Below are 15,948 nucleotides of genomic sequence, written 5' to 3'. Positions count from 1 at the left end.
CACCCGTAGTCGAAGCGCTGCACCTGCTTTAGCACCGCCTCGATGCGCGCTTCGTCGCAGCCGAACTGATCGGCAAAGCCCAGCAGCGGTTCGGATAAATAGCCCGCATCGTCAATCGCCTCGACCAGAGCGGCGGCGATCATCCGATCGGTGCTGTGGGCGAAGGTGAGCCCGACCTGCTCCATGAGATGCTGGCGCAGCGTGGGCCGCTCGGTGAGCGTTTCCTCCAGCCCGCGCATATCCTCATCGAAATCGCCCCGGCTGCTGCCGCCCGACCCGCCGCTACCGCCGTTCATGCTCAGCCCGGCTTCGACCATGCCGAGATCGGTGCCGTCGGTCTCGGTGACGCGGCCAGGGCTGCTGTCGGAATCGGCCCAGGATGTGTCGAGCGGCGAGTCGCTATCGGGCAGCGGTAGTTCCGAGCGCAAGGCCTCCACGGCATCGCGCGGCACGTCCACCACGGGCGGCGGTTCGGACGCCACCTCCTCGCGCTCCAGTAGCGGATTGCGTTCCAACTCGGCATCGACGAAGGCCGAAAGCTCCATGTTCGACAGTTGCAGCAGCTTAATCGCCTGCTGCAACTGCGGCGTCATCACCAGCGATTGCGATTGCCGTAAGTCGAGACGGGGAGCCAGAACCATGAAGCGGGAGCGCCCTTTACAGACTGAAACTGTCGCCGAGATAGACCCGGCGAACATCCTGATGGCTCACAATTTCGCGCGGCGTGCCGTGCATCAGCACCACGCCATCGTGCAGAATATAAGCGCGGTCGACGATATCGAGCGTTTCGCGCACGTTATGGTCGGTAATCAGCACACCGATCCCGCGATCTTTAAGATGCTTCACTAAGTCGCGAATATCGCTCACGGCAATCGGATCGATCCCGGCCAGGGGCTCGTCGAGCAGCACGAAATCGGGCTGGGAGGCCAGCGCGCGGGCGATTTCGGTGCGCCGACGCTCGCCGCCGGACAGGGCCAAGGCGGGTGTGCGGCGCAGATGATCGATGGAGAATTCCGCCAGCAGCGAATCCAACATGGATTCACGCTTATCGCGGTCCGGCTCCACCACTTCCAGCACGGCGCGAATATTCTGCTCCACGCTCATGCCGCGAAAAATCGAGGCTTCCTGCGGCAGATACCCGATCCCTAACCGCGCACGGCGGTACATGGGCAGATTGGTGATATCGTGCCCATCCAGCGTAATCCGGCCCGAATCGGCGCGGATGAGCCCGGTAATCATATAGAAGCAGGTCGTTTTCCCCGCCCCATTCGGCCCGAGCAGCCCGACGGCTTCCCCCCGTGCCAGCGACAGGGAAACATCCCGCACCACGGGGCGCTTCTTATAGCGCTTGCCGAGACTATGAACCGCAAGCCCGGTGCCGCCGGTTGCCACGAGGCGCGGCGGGGGCAGGGTCGCATCGCCGTCGCGCGGGCTTGGACTGCGCCCGCTAACGCGCTGCCACCAGGAACCCGTCTCTCTCTCGTGGCCCATCAGGGTCCCTTTCCAGCCGCACCGGCCCGATTGGCGGGGGCTTCCGTCGCATTGGGAACCAGCAAGCCGCGCACCGGCGCGCCATCGCGCCCAGCAGCGGCACCGCGCAGAATGCGGCTGACCCCGGTTTTCAAATTCACTTCGGCATAATCGCCGTTCAATTGATTCTTGCCCTGGGTCACTTTGACCGTGCCGAGCAGCGTGGCAATCTCGCGATCCATATCGTAGACGCCTTTTTCGGACGAGGCGGCTTCCTTTGATGTCGCAATCGCCAGATTGCCGAAGCCATCGAGTTTGGAAATCCGATTGGCTTTGCCGCTGGCGTCCGTCGCCAAATGGGCCGTGAGCACATCGGCACTCACCCGCCGGTCGGCTTCTATTGCCACGGCATTGCCGCGCGCCACGGCCACTTTGCGCCCGTCCCAATATTCGAGACTGTCGCGCGCCGTGATCGTTTGGGTTTGGGTGGTGAGCTTCAGGCCCGTGCCCGTTAAGACCATCAATTGCCGGTCGAGATCGTAAACGCCCTTATCGCCAACGACGCGCTCGGTCGCTGTCACGATCACCACGTCTTTTTCAGCCTCGACTTTGGAGATCTGGGTTTGCCCATCGGGCAGCTCGCGGTAATAGGCGCGTAAGGTTTCCGCCGTCAGCGTTACGCCGCCGCGCTGAACCCGCGCCCCACCCGTGGCGATATAGAGTTTTTCGTCGCGCCGCCATTCGATGCCCTTTTCGGCATCGATGGAGACGGGGCCGTTGCTGCTCCCGCCGCCCAAGGGCAGTTGCGCCAGCACTGGCGAGGCGAGAAGAACGGCAAGGCTTGCGATCCGCAGGATGGGAAGAAAACTCACGACGCGCCCCCAACCTCGCGCAGTACAACCCGCGAGCGGCCCAGCAGAAAAATCCGCTGGCCCTTATCGATAATCTCGAACCCGTCTTCGGCGCTTAAATCGCCGCTCGGCCCCTGGCCCGTGACCGGGAGAATGCCGGCGATGCGCTTGCGGGTTAGATCGACCTGCGACTGTTCGGTGTGCATTTCATAGCCGCTATCGTGAAACAGAGTGACGGCCCCGCTGAGGGTCAGCAAGCCATGTTCCTTATCGTAACGGCCCTCGTGGGCGGAAAGCTGAACCCAATCGCCCTTAGCGCCCGTCAGATCAGCCTTCGGCCGGGTCAACAGAATCTGCGAATCGCGCGTGACCGCGCCGGGGATAGCGAGCTGGGTTGCCTCGGTCGCCGTCACCGTATAGGGGCGCTGCTGCTCGTCGGTGCCAACGAAGCGCGGGTTCATCATCCGCACGGTCGCCTCTTCCTCGCGCGTAACGGGGAGTTTTGAGAGCCGAAAGCGCTTTTCGTCGGGAAAGAGGCTCGGCCAAGCTAGCAGCACCCCCAGCAAGGTCAGCGCCAAGGCGGGCAGCATCAACCGCGCCGCCGCCACCCAGCGCGAGCGCGCTTGAACCCGCCGAACGGAAACGGCGGCGGCCATCAATGAACCCCCGCGCGCAAGCAATCGTGAATATGAATAAGCCCCACTGGCTTTTGATTCTCCAACACGAACAGGCTGGTAATGGCCTTGCTGTTCAGAATCGCCACCGCTTCCGCCGCCAACGCCTGCGGGCGGATGGTAACGGGGTTGCGGGTCATCAAATCGCCGACGGGCGCATCGATCGTCTCGATATGGCGGCGCAAATCGCCATCGGTGACGATTCCCAGCAAACGCCCCTCCGCATCGATCACGCCGGTACAGCCGAAGCGTTTGGAGGTCATTTCGAGAATCGCCGTGCGCAGGCTGGTGTCCGGCCCGACCAAGGGTACCGCCTCGCCGCTGTGCATCAGATCGGCGACGCGCTGCACTTTGCGCCCCAGCGCGCCGCCGGGATGGTAAGTTTTGAAATCATGGGCCGAAAAAATTCCGCCGCTCCAGCAGCGCCACCGCCAGCGCATCACCCAGCGCCAGCGCCAGGGTGGTGGAGGTCGTCGGCGCGAGGCCGTTCGGGCAGGCTTCCGCCGTATTGGGCAGCGGCAGCACCACATCGGCGGATTCGCCCAAGGTGCTGGCGTCCTGCCGAGTGATCGCCACCAGGGGAATCTGAAACCGGCGCGTATAGGCGAGAATATCCAAAAGCTCGTGGGTTTCGCCGGAGTTGGACAGCGCCAGCACCACATCGTCGCGGGTAATCATGCCAAGATCGCCGTGGCTAGCTTCGCCGGGATGGACGAAAAACGCCGGCGCGCCAGTCGAGGCCAAAGTGGCTGCAATCTTTCGCCCGATATGGCCGCTCTTGCCCATGCCGGTCACGATAATCCGGCCCGAGGCCCGCTCCAAGCAATCGACCGCCGCGACCAGACGGTCGCCCAAAGGGCCGCTCAGCCCGTCGATCAGGGTCTGCAACCCCTCCGCCGCCAGCGCGAACACCCGCTGCGCCACCGCATGATCGGAAACCGAGGAAGACGCCGCCGTGTGCGCCATAAGATCGAGAGGGGAAAGGTTCGTCACGGTTTTTCCGGCATAAAGCCTGCTAGATGGGGCGCAAAGCCCTGGTTTTAAAGGCGTGGCCGCGCTTTTGCATGACGCGCAGCCATCCGCGCAACTGCACTATGCGCCGCCCCCGCCGGAAAGGTCAATTGCCCACAAAATCACCAAAGGTCGCAACCGGGATAAGAGGGGTAAATTTTTCTGTTTTACGATAAGAAAATTCTGCTAAACAGAAACCTCAACCCAGGAGGATGCGATGAGTGCGATTGACGATAGCCTTGCAATTATGGCGCGGGTCGGCCGCCGCGCGCGTTGGGTGATCTGGGGCTGCGTCGCCTTCCTCTTTGCCATCGTCGCCCTGGTCAGTTTCGAGTTGCCGAATTTTCTGCTGAACCATCCGCACATCGCGCCGCTCGTGCCCAGCACGCCCGCCGTGCAAGCCGCATTGGCCGATCTGCCCCTATGGCGACGGGGGGGCCTGTTTACGATTCTCCTACTCAGTGCCGCCCCGTTTCTATGGGCGCTGGCGGAAGGCGCGGTTCTGGCAAGGCTCATGGCGGCGGGTGAAGGTTTATCGCCCGCCCTGCCGCCGCGCCTTCATCGAATCGGCTGGGCGCTGGTGCTGACCCTCGTTAGCCGACCGCTGGCCGGCATGGCGTTGACGGCGCTGATTACGGATTATCTGGCCGGGGTCGGCACGCCCAGCGTTCAACGCGCCACCACGCTCGCCTTCAGTTCGGATGATCTCGGCTTTGCGCTGATCGGCGTCGCCGTTATCGCGCTGGCGGCGATTGCACAGCGGATCGTCGCCGTAGCCGAAGACGCGCGCGGCATCGTCTAACCCGTGGCGATCCGCGTTCATCTCGACCGGCTAATGGTCGAAAAAAAGCTGAAGTCGAAAGACCTCGCCGAAGCGCTCGGGATTACCGAGGCCAATTTTTCTCTGCTGAAAAAACGGCCATGTGAAGGGCATCCGCTTCGGCACGCTCGATAAGCTCTGCACGCTGCTGAACTGCCAGCCGGGGGATTTGCTCGCGCAAATCCCCGACGATACTGACTAGCCCTGCCGCAGCAGCAGTGCCGCCTTCTGCCCGAGCGCGATCCAGGTTCCGGCAAACCCCAGCACCAGGGTAATGCCAAGGCTGAGCAGCGTGACCCCCGCCACGGGGAGCAGCAGAAACACCCAGTCGGCCCGCATCAGAAACGTCACCACGCCCCAGCTCGCCAGCGTACCGATGGCAATAGCGATCAGGGCCGTGGCGAGGCCCAGCACCCCATATTCCAGCGCATAGGCCGCCAGCAAATCGCGCCGAGTGGCGCCCAGCACTTTCAGCACGATGGCGTCATAGACGCGGCGATGGTGCCCGGCGATCACCGCCCCGGCCAGCACCAGGGTTCCGACCACCAAGGTCAAGCCAGTCACGGCGCGTGCCGCCGCGCCAATGGCCGCAAGAATGCCGGTCACGGTTTCCAAGGTCTCGCGCACGCGCACGGCGGAAACGCTGGGAAACGCGTCGCCCACCTGCCGCAACATCGCCTCCTCGCCCCCCGGCGGTACGTGAATGGTAGCAAGATGAGTGTGCGGGGCGGAATCGAGCAGACCGGGAGAGAAAATCAGCACGAAGTTGAGATTGAAACTCTCCCACTGAATTCGCCGCAGATTGGCGATTGTCGCGTCGAGATTGCGCCCGAGCACGTTCACCGTCAGCCTATCGCCGATCTTAACGCCGAAACCCTCCGCCAGCCGCGCATCGAGCGAGACCAGCAGCGGCCCACGATAGTCGGCGGCCCACCAGTCGCCCGCAACGATCTGGCTGCCGTCGGGCGGCGTGGCGGCATAGGTCAGCCCCCGGTCGCTATCGACGGCCCAAGAAACCTCTGGGTCGATCACGGCTTTCTCCACGGGTGTGCCGTTGATGCCGGTAATGCGCCCGCGCAGCGAGGGCACGCGCTGCAACTCCGACGCGCCGGGAATGCTGAGCGCCAGCGCGTCGAACTGCGCGGTTTGAGTGGAGGGAATATCGATGAAGAAAAACGCCGGGGCCTGATCGGGCAGCCGCTCCACCACCTGCCGATTGAGGTTCCCTTCGATCAAGGCGACCGTGACCAGCACCGCGAGCCCGAGGCCGAGCGAGAGCACGACGCTCCCCGTCGCGCGCCGGGCCGGTCGATATTGGCGAGCGCGAGGCGCAGTTTCGGGTTGCGCCCCCCCGCCCAACGCGCCGAGGCCAGCCGCCGCGCGATCCACTTCAGCCCGTCCGCCGCCAACCGGAAGACGCCGAAGCTCGCCACCGCGCCGCCGACGAACCAGGTCGCCAGAAGCTGTTGCTGCGCCGTGAGAATCGCCAGCGCCGCCAGCAGGACCGCCGACAGCAGCATCGCGCCCAGAATCCACTTTCCCGGCGCTTGCCCGCGCGACGATCCGGCATCGCGGAACAGGCTCGCTGCCGACACGCGCTGCGCCCGCCCGAGCGGCCACAGGCTGAAGGTCAGCGCCGTCAACAGGCCGAACACCGCCGCCAGGGTCAGCGGCAGCGGGTAGAGCCCCACCGCCAGCGGCACCGGCAGAATTTCGCCAATCACGCCCGCCGCGAGCCAGGGCGCGCCCGCCCCGATGAGAAGACCGACCAGCGTGCCGCCGCCCGCCATCACGGCAATCAGCATCAGATAGAGCCGGAAGATAAAACCGGAGGGGGCTCCCACGGCTTTCAGCGTCGCAATCGTCACGCTTTTACCGTCGAGATAGGCGCGCACGGCATTGCCAACGCCAACACCGCCGACCAGCAGCGCCGTGAGCCCAACGAGGGTGAGAAACAGCGCCAGCCGCTCGACGAAGCGTTCCACCTGCGGCGAGGCCTGCGAGGGGTCGCGCACGCGCCAGCCTTCGCCGGGAAATTTCTCCGTCAGCGCCGCGCGGAAACTGGCGGCGCTTATCCCCGGCTTCAGCAAAAGCTTGTAATGGAATTCGGCAAGGCTGCCCGGTTGCAACAATTGCGTTTGCGGCATCGCGGCATTGGCAATCAGCACGCGCGGGCCGATATCGAGGGGACCCGCCGAACGGTCCGGCTCCTTCAGCAGCGCCCCGGCAATGCGGAATTTCCCTTCGCCGATCTGGAGCAGATCGCCGATCTGGAGGCCGAGGCGGCTGAGCAGCACCTCTTCCACCACCGCACCCGGCACACCATCCTGCGCCGCCAGAAGTGCCGGGAGTGGGGTTTTGGGGTTGGTTTCCACCGCCCCCAGCAGGGGATACCCCTCATCCACGGCCTTCAACTGCGCCAGCGAGCGCCGCGCGCCATCGGGCCGCACCGCCATCGCACGCATTTCGAGGGTGTCGGTCATCCGCAGGCTCTGGCCCTGAAGCCAAGCCCGTTGATCGTCGCTGATCGGGCGATGCACCTGCCGCAGCGTCACATCGCCGCCGAGCAGACTGCGCGCATCGCGCTCCAACCCCGCCACAATCGCCGCCGACAGGCTGCCGACGGCGGCAATCACCGCGACGCCGAGTGTCAGGCAGGCGAGGAAAATCCGAAAACCGGCAACGCCCCCGCGCAACTCGCGCAGGGCGAAGGTGAGAGCGGGGCTCATGCGGCCTCCCCAAGATCGATCTGACCGTCTTTCACCCGCACAATACGGTCGCAGCGCTGGGCGAGGCCGACATCGTGAGTGACGAGCAGCAGCGTCGTGCCGAAACGGTCGCGCAGGCTGAACAGCAGGTCCATAATCGCCGTGCCGGTAGTGCCGTCGAGATTGCCGGTCGGCTCGTCGGCGATCAGCAGTTTCGGCTGAATAACGAAAGCCCGCGCCAGCGCCACCCGCTGTTGCTCGCCCCCCGAGAGTTGATCGGGGTAATGGGTGAGCCGGTGGCCGAGACCGACTTGCTCTAAGGCTTCCCGCGCGCGGGCGAAGGCGTTCGACTTGCCCGCAAGCTCCAGCGGTACGGCGACATTTTCGAGCGCGTTCATCGTCGGGATTAAGCGGAAGGCTTGGAAGACGATGCCCACCGTTTCGCGCCGCCACAGGGCGAGATCATCCTCGCTGAGCCCGCCTAACTCCACGCCCGCAACCACCGTTTCACCGCCGCTCGCCCGCTCCAAGCCGCCGACGACCATCATCAGCGTGGACTTGCCCGCGCCGGAGGGGCCGACAATGCCGACGCTCTCCCCCGGTGCAATCGCGAGATCGACCCCGCGCAGGATATTGACCTCACCGGCAGCACTCGCCAGCTTCACCTGAACATTGCGGAGTTGAATCATGGGCGAGCACACTCTAGGGCCAGAGATGAAAACCAGTAACGAGCCTTACAAATGGGGCAAAACCGAGGCCACGCAACAGGGGCGGCGCGGTTTCTTAACAATGCTCGCCTGCCTTTCGGTTTTTGGAAGCCCCGCTGGCCCAGGCCCAAACCCAACCCATCCGCCTACTGGCCTTTGGCGATAGCCTCACGGCAGGCTATGGGCTGCCGCCCGCGCCGGGTTTACGGCGAAGCTGGAAGCGGCCTTACAGGCCAAAGGCCTGCCTGTGACCGTTCTCAACGGGGGCGTTTCGGGCGATACCAGCGCGGGCGGTTTGGCGCGGCTCGATTGGATGCTGGCCGACAAACCCACCCATGCCATTGTTGAATTCGGCGGCAATGATGGGCTGCGCGGGCTGGACCCTAAGCAGATGGAAGCCAATCTCGATGGCATTCTGCTGAAGCTAAAGGCAGCAAACGTCAAAGTGCTGCTCGCTGGGATGCGCGCGCCGCCCAACTTCGGCAGCGCCTATACGCAGGCCTTCGATGGGGTGTTCGCGCGGCTAGCGGAGCGGCACAAGGTCGCTTTTTATCCATTCTTTCTTGACGGGGTGGCCGCCAATCCTCAGCTTAACCAAGCGGACGGGATTCACCCGAATGAAGCGGGCGTAAACACTGTTATCGACCGTATTTTACCCGCCGTTTTGAGCCTTTTGGCCCAATCCTGATTATTTCGATTTAGCAACGAGGCATTTATGGAACTGCGACGCTTAGGGCGCACCGATATGCAGGTGAGCCTAATTTGCCTTGGCACGATGACCTGGGGTGAACAGAACACCGAAGCCGAGGCCCATGCCCAGCTCGATTTCGCGCTCGACCGGGGCGTGAACTTCATCGATACGGCGGAAATGTACCCGGTGCCGCCGCGCCCCGAAACCCAAGGGCGGACCGAAGCCTATATCGGCACGTGGCTGGCGAAACGCCCCAGCCTGCGCGCTAAAATCATCTTGGCGACCAAGGTCGCGGGTGGCGGGCGCGGTATGCCGCACGTGCGCGGTGAGGGCCGCAAGCTCGACCGCGCCAATATCGAAGCTGCGATTAACGATAGCCTCACGCGCCTGCAAACCGATTACGTCGATCTCTATCAAATCCATTGGCCCGACCGGGCGACGAATATGTTCGGCCAATTGGGCTATGTGCATACCGAATCGCCCGATGCCGTGCCGATCGAAGAAACCCTGGCCGCCCTCGCCGATCTGGTGAAAGCGGGCAAGGTGCGCGCGCTCGGGCTGTCCAACGAAACCCCCTGGGGCGTGATGGAGTTTCTGCGCGCGGCAGAAAACCTTAATCTGCCCCGCGTGGTCTCGATTCAGAACCCCTATAGTCTGCTGAACCGCTCCTTCGAAGTCGGCTTGGCGGAAATGGCCCTTCGGGAAGAGGTCGGCTTGCTCGCCTATTCACCGCTCGCGATGGGCGTGCTGATGGGGAAATATTTCGACGGGGCGCGCCCCGCAGGCGCACGGCTGACGCTGTTCGACCGCTTCACCCGCTATTTCACCCCGCAGGCCGAACCCGCCGCGAAACTCTATGTGGAGATCGCGCGCCGTCATGGGCTCGACCCGGCGCAAATGGCGTTGGCCTATGTGAACAACCGCCCGTTCGTGACCAGCAATATCATCGGCGCGACCAATCTTGAACAGTTGGACGCCAATATCCGCAGTGCGGAGGTAACGTTAAGTGCCGAGGTTCTGGCCGAAATCGAGGAAGCCCATCAGGTTCACCCGTACCCCTGCCCCTAAAGCTTAACCTCCGCCACCTGCCCGCCGGTCAATCGCACCAGATCGTCCGGCGTCAGGCGGAAAATGCTGGTCGGCGTGCCCGCTGCCGCCCAGAACTCGGGCAGATCCATTAAATCTTGATCGATCAGCACAATCCCCGGCACGGCGTGGCCGACCGGGGAAACGCCGCCGATGGCATAGCCGGTGCGCTCGCGCACGAAGGCGGCATCGGCGCGGACCAGGCGTTCACCAATGACGGCTTCCACCTTCGCTTCATCGACACGGTTGCTGCCGGAGGTGACGACCAGCACCGAGCGGTCCGAGTCGGGGGCATTGAAAATCACCGATTTGGCAATCGCCGCCACCGCACAGCCCAAAGCGTCGGCCGCTTCTTGGGCCGTGCGCGTCGGCCGATCGAACTCATAAACGGTGAAATCGGGGCCGAGCAACGCTTGGACGCGCAGGGCCGTGGGGGCTGTCGCGGGTTTCATGCCAAGGAGTGTAGCAAACTCCGCTCACGCCTCAAGAGGGAGTCGCTTCTTAAAAGACCACCCGAAGGATACGCCCGCCACCGCCGTCAGAATCAGCGCGCCGCCGATGAGTTGGCTTGGGTGCAACTTTTGCCCGAAAGCCCAATAATCGACCAGAATGGCGGCAATTGGATAGATGAAGGAGAGCGCAGCGGTCAGGCTGGTCGGCAGCCGTTGCAGCGCACTATAGAGCAGCGCGTACATCAACCCGGTATGAACCACGCCAAGGACGATCAGAACCCCCCAGGTTTGCGGCGCGGTCGGCAAGCTGTGCCAAGAGAGCATCGGTGCCAAAATCACCGTGCCGATCACCAGTTGCAACCGGGCGAGTCGCTGCGGCGCGATCCCCGTGAGTTGCTTGGTAATCAGACTGAAGACGGCATAGAGAAACGCCGCGCCAAGCGCCAAAGCGATGCCGGTAAGATAGGCCCCCGGCTCCAGCAACACGTCCGGCTCCACCTGCACCACCAACAGCAACCCGCCGAAGGCGACCGACAGCCAGACGAACTTCCACAGCGGCAAAGCCTCCCGCCGTACCAGCGCCGCGAGCGCCACCAAAATGAACGGCTGCACATTATAGGCGGCGGTCGCCATCGAAATCGAAGCCCGACTGAAGGAGGCAAAGAGCAGCAGCCAATTGCCGACCAGCGCAAGCCCCCCGATCATCGCCAGAATCAGCGTCCGCTGGGTCCAGAGCGTCGGCGGCAGACGGCGCGCCAGCAAGCTTAAGACGAGCGCACCGATCAAGCAGCGAAAAAACACCACTGTCACCGGGTCTTGCCCGGAAACGAGCACCAGCCATCCAATCGTTCCCGAAATGAGCATCGCGGCAACCATTTCGGTTACGCCGCGCCGGTCGATCTCCTGCATCATCATTCCCTCCTTAGGGCAAAAGCGATGCCTCTAGAATGCCAAGCAGAAGGACTGGCTTCTATGGAATGAAAAAGGATAAATTCGACTATTACCTTTTTATCGAAGGAAAAATGATGAAATTGCCTTCGCCTCTATCAAGCGCGCTTGATGCGGTCGATACCGCGCTGATCCGGGCGCTTGCCGAGAATGCCCGTCAGCCGGTGAGTGCTCTGGCGCAGTCGGTCGGCCTCTCGGCCCCGTCCGTCTCCGAACGGTTGCGGCGGCTGGAGAGCAGCGGTTTGCTGCGGGGCTATACGGTCGATCTCGACCTCAAAGCCCTGGGGTATCGCCTTCAGGCCATCGTGCGCGTCAAACCCTTGCCGGGGCAGTTGCACTGGGTCCAGCGCTTGCTCGAAGACGAGCCTGCCGTGATCGAGTGCGATAAGGTGACCGGCGACGATTGTTTCATCGTCCGCATCGTGCTGCGCGACATCGAAGACTTGGATCACATTCTGGAGAGCTTCAGCGAGCGCGCTGAAACCAATAGCGCCATCATCAAAGCATCGCCGGTGCCGAGGCGGCTGCCGCCGTTAGGCTAACGCGCGAATCGCCGCAATCTTAGCCTCAAACGCCGACCAATCGTCGAATGCGGCGATGGGAGCCCACAAGGCTTCTACGTCCTCAATCGGCAGATCGACCGGCCCGTCACCGAGGGGCAACACTGCTGCGGGATCGGCGCACGTTTCGAGACCGAGCCGTATCGGGGCGAAGTCGGGCCGTTCATAGAGCGCGCGCTGCGGGCTGGCCGCCGCGCGGGACGCATCGCCCCCCACCCAATCGAAGATTGTTTGCTCGAAGCCCGCGCCGCTATCGAGCAAAAACTGATAGAGGCTCGAAAGAAAGGCGAGATCGGCGTCGAGATCACCCGGCAGCAGGCCCAACCGTTTGAACCAGGCGGCGCGTAAGGCCGGGCGAAAGAGATCCTGGAACCGCTCCAACTGCGCCACCAAATCGGCTTCCGGGGCGAAATCCATCAGGCATTCGGCGAGGCGTTCCAGGTTCCACAGCAAAGTGCTGGGCTGGCGACCATAGGCGTAGAGGCCGCTTTCATCGAAATAAGCCGCCGTAAAACGCGGATCGTAGGTTTTCAAAAACCGCCACGGGCCGTAATCGAAACTCTCGCCGGTGATATTGATATTATCGGTATTGAGCACGCCGTGAACAAAGCCCGCCGCCATCCACTGCGCGCCCATCTTGGCGACCCCGGCCATGACTTCGGCCAGAAGCGTGAGCGCGGGCACCGGGCCGGGGGCCACCTGCGGCCAATAGGTCGCAAGCGCATACTCGATCAAGCGCCCGATGGCCTCGGTCTGCCCCAAGTAGGCCAAGCGCTGAAACGTGCCGATGCGGATGTGGGAATGGCTCAGGCGGACGAGGACCGAGGATCGCGTCGGGCTCGGCTCGTCGCCCCGGTGCAGGGCCTCGCCGGTTTCGATCAGGCTGAAGCTTTTGGACGTGTTTACCCCGCGCGCTTCCAGCAATTCCGTCGCCAGAATCTCGCGCACACCGCCTTTGAGCGTCAGCCGCCCATCGCCCGCGCGCGAATAAGGCGTGCGGCCACTGCCCTTGGTGCCAAGGTCGAGCAAGCGGCCCTCGGCATCATAAAGTTGGGCGAACAGAAAGCCGCGCCCATCGCCCAAATCGGGGTTGTAATGGCGGAACTGATGGCCGTGATAGCGCAGGGCTAGCGAGGCTTCGAAGCTCCCTGGCAGCGGCGCGAACTGCCCGAAATGCTGGGTCCATTCCGCATCGGTCAGCCCGCCAAGCCCGACCGTTTCCGCCGCGCGTTGATTGCGCCAGCGCAAAATATGCTTCGGGAAGACCGCCGCTGGAACGGGGTCATAAAAAGCCTCCCCCAGCGCAGCGTGAGACCGGCTGGGGCGATAGGCAGCGGAGGGCGGCACGCGGTTCGGGCTTTCCGTTGGGCTTTACTGAGCCAGTTGGCTGACTTGTGTGCGACGCTCGCCCAAGGCGGCGGCATAGGCTTCCACCTGGGCGTGGATATCGGGATCTTCCGGCACGGTGCGGTCGAGGCGAATCTGGTCGCCCTTCCAGCTCTTCGGGTGGCCGTCTTTATCGAAAACCACCGACAGCTTGCCGAGGTAATGGCCGAAGGACGCGCCTTGTACCAGCAGCACGGGCTTGCCCGCCGGGCCGGTCACCACCTGCGGCGCCCCGGCGGGCGGTGCCCCAGCCTGTGCCCCCTTGCCTGAAACCCCGATAATCACATCGATTCCAGCAATACGGGCGGCGATATCCTTATCTTTTTCGACGCCCGCCGAGGAGACGGCGACGACGGTTTTCGTCCCCATGAAGCCCAATTGCTTCAGCCAGAACGGCGCTTTCGCCTCAATCGGCGAGACGAGCACGCCCGAACTGCTCTTGGCTTTCTGGGTGGCATTCAAATCGGCGATGCCGAGCAGGCCCAGGCGGTGCGCGCCCCGGTCGGTCGAGAGCATCGGGTAGATCTGATCCTTCAAATAAGGGTCGCGGTCGGTGCTGATATTCGCGCCCAAAATCGGGAACTGCGCCGTGCGGATGAATTTTCCCAAGACTTCCGAGCCTTCGGAGAATTCTGCCGCGCCCGCCGCCATCGCATCGAAACGCGCGCGGTTCATCAGGTCGGCCAGCACATCCTGCTTATGCTGGTTCCAAAAGGCGGTGCCACCGAACTGGCCGCCCGCATTCAGCAACAACACGGTTCCGGCCCGCGCCCGCTCCAGATTGGCTTGCCCGGCGAGCCGCGCCAGCCCGCCCAGGCAGGCATCGGTGGTACGCTCTTCCAATGTGCAGGTGGTGCCATCGGCCTTCGACGGCTCCATGCGCGAGGCAACATCGCCGCTGAACAGCAGGGTCAAATTCGTATCGGCGCGTGCAGCCTTGCCCAGCGCCAGCGGCATCAGCAGACCGAGGGCAATACCGAGCCCGATGGTAATCCCCAGCCCGTGCCGAGGCTGATCCGCCAATAGCGATACTCATCTTCGCGCGGCGGCGATGCCAGCTCGACAAGACGCTCTGCCAACGCATCAATCCCACTCGGTGTCGGAACCATAATCAGTCTCACTTCAAGGTTTTAGCTAAAATCGCTAAGACTTCGGATTCACAGGCGTAATACGTAGCGCAAACGGGGCGGCTTGCCAATCCTCTTCTATCGGGTTTGGATGCAAGCCCCGTAACGCGCTCAGGAGATAGGGATTTGACCCTGCTGCTCACAACCCCCGGCGACCCCGCCCCCTGGTTAAAAGCGCTGCAAGCCCATATGCCGCAGCGGCGGGTTCACCTGTGGGGCCAAACGGACGCCGCGATCTTGGCGCAAATCCCTTACGCGTTAGTCTGGCGACCCCCGGCGGATTTCTTTGACGGGCTCACGGAATTGCGCGCGATCTTCAACCTCGGCGCGGGCGTGGATGCGCTGCTGACCCATCCCGGCCTCCCCAAAGATGTGCCAATCGTGCGGATCGTCGATGGCGGCATGGCGGCGCAAATGGCTGAATATGCGCTCTATGGGGTTCTGCACGTCCATCGCCGCTTCGACCGAATGGCCGACCAGCAGAAGCGCGCCGAATGGGCCGATCCTGGCATTTGCGACCCCGCCGAAACCCGCATCGGCCTTCTCGGCCTCGGCGCGCTCGGCCTGGGTGTGATCGAAAGATTACGGCCCTTTGGGTTTCCGCTATCGGGCTGGACCCGCAGTTTTCGGAGCGTCGAGGGGGTGCAAACCTTTGCGGGGTTGGACAGCCTCCCCGCCTTCCTAGGCGCCTGCGACGTGCTGATCGTGCTGCTGCCCTTAACTGAGGAAACGCGCGACCTGCTGTCGGCGGACCGCTTGGCGCTGCTGCCCGAGGGCGCGAGCCTCATCAATCTCGCGCGCGGCGCGCTGGTCGATGAAGCCGCCCTACTGGAGCGGCTAAACTCCGGCGCGCTGCGCTTTGCCCTGCTGGACGTGTTCCATCAGGAACCGCTGCCGCCCGATCATCCCTTCTGGCACCACCCGCGCGTGATCGTCACGCCGCACGCCTCGGCGGCGACGCTGCCGGGTTCGGCCATTGCCCAGATTGCGGTCAATATCGACGCCCTCGAACGCGGCGAGCCGATGGTGGGGGCCGTGGACCCGGCGCGGGGGTATTGAGTCATGACCGTCGAAACCTGGGCCAAATTGGTTCCCGAACTCGCCTGCTCGGACCTTACGGCCAGTCTGACTTTCTATTGCGATACACTTGGCTTCACCTGCCGATTCTCCCGCCCCGAAGACGGGTTCGCCTATCTCGACTGGGATGGGGCGCAGATCATGCTGGAACAGCAAGAAAACGCTTGGCGCACCGCCCTGCTCGAAAAGCCTTTTGGTCGCGGTATCAATCTTCAAATCGAAGTGGAGGACTTAACCATCCTCACGGCGCGTTTATCAACGTCTCAGGTTCCGCTGTTTCAGGAAGCACAAACCGCCTGGTACCGCGAAAACGACATTGAGCACGGGCAAATGGAGTTGCTCGTACAAGACCCAGACGGCTATCTGCTACGCTTCGTTCA

Annotated in this window: 21 protein-coding genes; 8 read left to right on the top strand and 13 right to left on the bottom strand. The window is 63.4% G+C overall.

Annotated elements, in window-relative coordinates; genetic code table 11:
* The 6 genes from VZ95_RS00645 to VZ95_RS29565 form a co-directional block, all read right to left on the bottom strand.
* Positions 1-641: RNA polymerase factor sigma-54 (locus tag VZ95_RS00645; RefSeq protein WP_045774164.1), on the bottom strand; the 641-nt coding region annotated here is incomplete at its 3' end.
* A 16-nt stretch (positions 642-657) separates the two neighbouring features.
* Entirely contained in the window at positions 658-1,491 is an 834-nt protein-coding gene (gene lptB / locus VZ95_RS00640) for an LPS export ABC transporter ATP-binding protein (protein ID WP_084627476.1), read from the bottom strand.
* Positions 1,491-2,342, bottom strand: coding sequence for an LptA/OstA family protein (locus VZ95_RS00635; RefSeq protein ID WP_052711352.1), 852 nt, complete (start codon positions 2,340-2,342; stop codon positions 1,491-1,493). The genes lptB and VZ95_RS00635 overlap by 1 nt, the downstream gene beginning before the upstream one ends.
* Positions 2,339-2,977, bottom strand: coding sequence for an LPS export ABC transporter periplasmic protein LptC (gene lptC / locus VZ95_RS00630; RefSeq protein ID WP_052711351.1), 639 nt, complete (start codon positions 2,975-2,977; stop codon positions 2,339-2,341). The genes VZ95_RS00635 and lptC overlap by 4 nt, the downstream gene beginning before the upstream one ends.
* Positions 2,977-3,435: a CBS domain-containing protein gene (locus tag VZ95_RS29570; protein ID WP_456297659.1), complete on the bottom strand. Its 459-nt coding sequence runs from the start codon at positions 3,433-3,435 to the stop codon at positions 2,977-2,979. Before VZ95_RS29570 ends, lptC begins: the two co-directional genes overlap by 1 nt.
* Positions 3,386-3,988 carry a KpsF/GutQ family sugar-phosphate isomerase gene (locus VZ95_RS29565; RefSeq protein ID WP_456297658.1) on the bottom strand — a complete coding sequence of 201 codons (603 nt, stop codon included), beginning with the start codon at positions 3,986-3,988 and terminating at the stop codon, positions 3,386-3,388. Before VZ95_RS29565 ends, VZ95_RS29570 begins: the two co-directional genes overlap by 50 nt.
* Before the next feature lie 235 nt (positions 3,989-4,223).
* Here VZ95_RS29565 and VZ95_RS00620 point away from each other — a divergent pair, with 235 nt between their 5' ends.
* Genes VZ95_RS00620 through VZ95_RS27775 form a run of 3 tightly spaced genes read left to right on the top strand, consistent with a single transcriptional unit; the run spans position 4,224 to position 5,028 of the window.
* Positions 4,224-4,808 (top strand): hypothetical protein, encoded by a 585-nt coding sequence (locus VZ95_RS00620; protein ID WP_045774163.1) that lies wholly within the window; start codon positions 4,224-4,226, stop codon positions 4,806-4,808.
* A gap of 33 nt (positions 4,809-4,841) precedes the next feature.
* Positions 4,842-4,961, top strand: coding sequence for a helix-turn-helix domain-containing protein (locus tag VZ95_RS27780; RefSeq protein ID WP_269747031.1), 120 nt, complete (start codon positions 4,842-4,844; stop codon positions 4,959-4,961).
* A complete protein-coding gene (locus VZ95_RS27775; RefSeq protein WP_269747030.1) occupies positions 4,930-5,028 on the top strand; it encodes a helix-turn-helix domain-containing protein in 99 nt (32 codons plus the stop codon). The genes VZ95_RS27780 and VZ95_RS27775 overlap by 32 nt, the downstream gene beginning before the upstream one ends.
* Here the strand turns inward: VZ95_RS27775 and VZ95_RS26435 are convergent.
* From VZ95_RS26435 to VZ95_RS00605, 3 genes are read right to left on the bottom strand one after another with little or no spacing between them, the layout of a single operon-like run.
* Positions 5,025-6,107, bottom strand: a complete 1,083-nt coding sequence (locus VZ95_RS26435; protein WP_232302416.1) for an ABC transporter permease — start codon at positions 6,105-6,107, stop codon at positions 5,025-5,027. The genes VZ95_RS27775 and VZ95_RS26435 overlap by 4 nt on opposite strands.
* Positions 6,059-7,555 (bottom strand): ABC transporter permease, encoded by a 1,497-nt coding sequence (locus tag VZ95_RS26430; protein WP_232302415.1) that lies wholly within the window; start codon positions 7,553-7,555, stop codon positions 6,059-6,061. The genes VZ95_RS26435 and VZ95_RS26430 overlap by 49 nt, the downstream gene beginning before the upstream one ends.
* The gene (locus VZ95_RS00605) at positions 7,552-8,223 is read right to left on the bottom strand and encodes an ABC transporter ATP-binding protein (protein ID WP_045774162.1); all 672 of its coding nucleotides are present in this window, start codon (positions 8,221-8,223) and stop codon (positions 7,552-7,554) included. Before VZ95_RS00605 ends, VZ95_RS26430 begins: the two co-directional genes overlap by 4 nt.
* A 265-nt stretch (positions 8,224-8,488) precedes the next feature.
* Between VZ95_RS00605 and VZ95_RS00600 the strand changes: the two genes are divergently transcribed.
* On the top strand, positions 8,489-8,929 hold the full coding sequence (locus VZ95_RS00600; protein WP_332307960.1) for an arylesterase: 441 nt from the start codon (positions 8,489-8,491) through the stop codon (positions 8,927-8,929).
* 27 nt (positions 8,930-8,956) lie between these two features.
* On the top strand, positions 8,957-10,000 hold the full coding sequence (locus tag VZ95_RS00595; protein ID WP_045774161.1) for an NADP(H)-dependent aldo-keto reductase: 1,044 nt from the start codon (positions 8,957-8,959) through the stop codon (positions 9,998-10,000).
* Here the strand turns inward: VZ95_RS00595 and VZ95_RS00590 are convergent.
* Entirely contained in the window at positions 9,997-10,470 is a 474-nt protein-coding gene (locus VZ95_RS00590) for a YbaK/EbsC family protein (protein WP_045774160.1), read from the bottom strand. The two genes, VZ95_RS00595 and VZ95_RS00590, sit on opposite strands and share 4 nt — an antisense overlap.
* 24 nt (positions 10,471-10,494) lie before the next feature.
* Positions 10,495-11,385 (bottom strand): DMT family transporter, encoded by an 891-nt coding sequence (locus VZ95_RS00585; RefSeq protein WP_045774159.1) that lies wholly within the window; start codon positions 11,383-11,385, stop codon positions 10,495-10,497.
* Between the two features lie 107 nt (positions 11,386-11,492).
* On the opposite strand from VZ95_RS00585, the gene VZ95_RS00580 reads away from it, so the two are divergent.
* The gene (locus VZ95_RS00580; RefSeq protein ID WP_045774165.1) at positions 11,493-11,960 is read left to right on the top strand and encodes an Lrp/AsnC family transcriptional regulator; all 468 of its coding nucleotides are present in this window, start codon (positions 11,493-11,495) and stop codon (positions 11,958-11,960) included.
* Here VZ95_RS00580 and VZ95_RS00575 read toward each other — a convergent pair.
* Both VZ95_RS00575 and VZ95_RS00570 read right to left on the bottom strand, forming a co-directional pair.
* Positions 11,952-13,325, bottom strand: a complete 1,374-nt coding sequence (locus VZ95_RS00575) for a protein adenylyltransferase SelO (protein ID WP_045774158.1) — start codon at positions 13,323-13,325, stop codon at positions 11,952-11,954. The two genes, VZ95_RS00580 and VZ95_RS00575, sit on opposite strands and share 9 nt — an antisense overlap.
* A gap of 24 nt (positions 13,326-13,349) precedes the next feature.
* Positions 13,350-14,387, bottom strand: coding sequence for a metallophosphoesterase family protein (locus VZ95_RS00570; protein WP_045774157.1), 1,038 nt, complete (start codon positions 14,385-14,387; stop codon positions 13,350-13,352).
* A gap of 230 nt (positions 14,388-14,617) precedes the next feature.
* Here VZ95_RS00570 and VZ95_RS00565 point away from each other — a divergent pair, with 230 nt between their 5' ends.
* The gene (locus VZ95_RS00565) at positions 14,618-15,550 is read left to right on the top strand and encodes a 2-hydroxyacid dehydrogenase (RefSeq protein ID WP_045774156.1); all 933 of its coding nucleotides are present in this window, start codon (positions 14,618-14,620) and stop codon (positions 15,548-15,550) included.
* A gap of 3 nt (positions 15,551-15,553) precedes the next feature.
* A partial coding sequence (locus VZ95_RS00560) for a bleomycin resistance protein (RefSeq protein WP_045774155.1) occupies positions 15,554-15,948 on the top strand: 395 nt, incomplete at its 3' end.

The sequence above is a fragment of the Elstera litoralis genome (genome assembly GCF_000963705.1).
GTDB lineage: Bacteria > Pseudomonadota > Alphaproteobacteria > Elsterales > Elsteraceae > Elstera > Elstera litoralis.
This window is presented reverse-complemented; position numbering and strand designations above follow the sequence as displayed.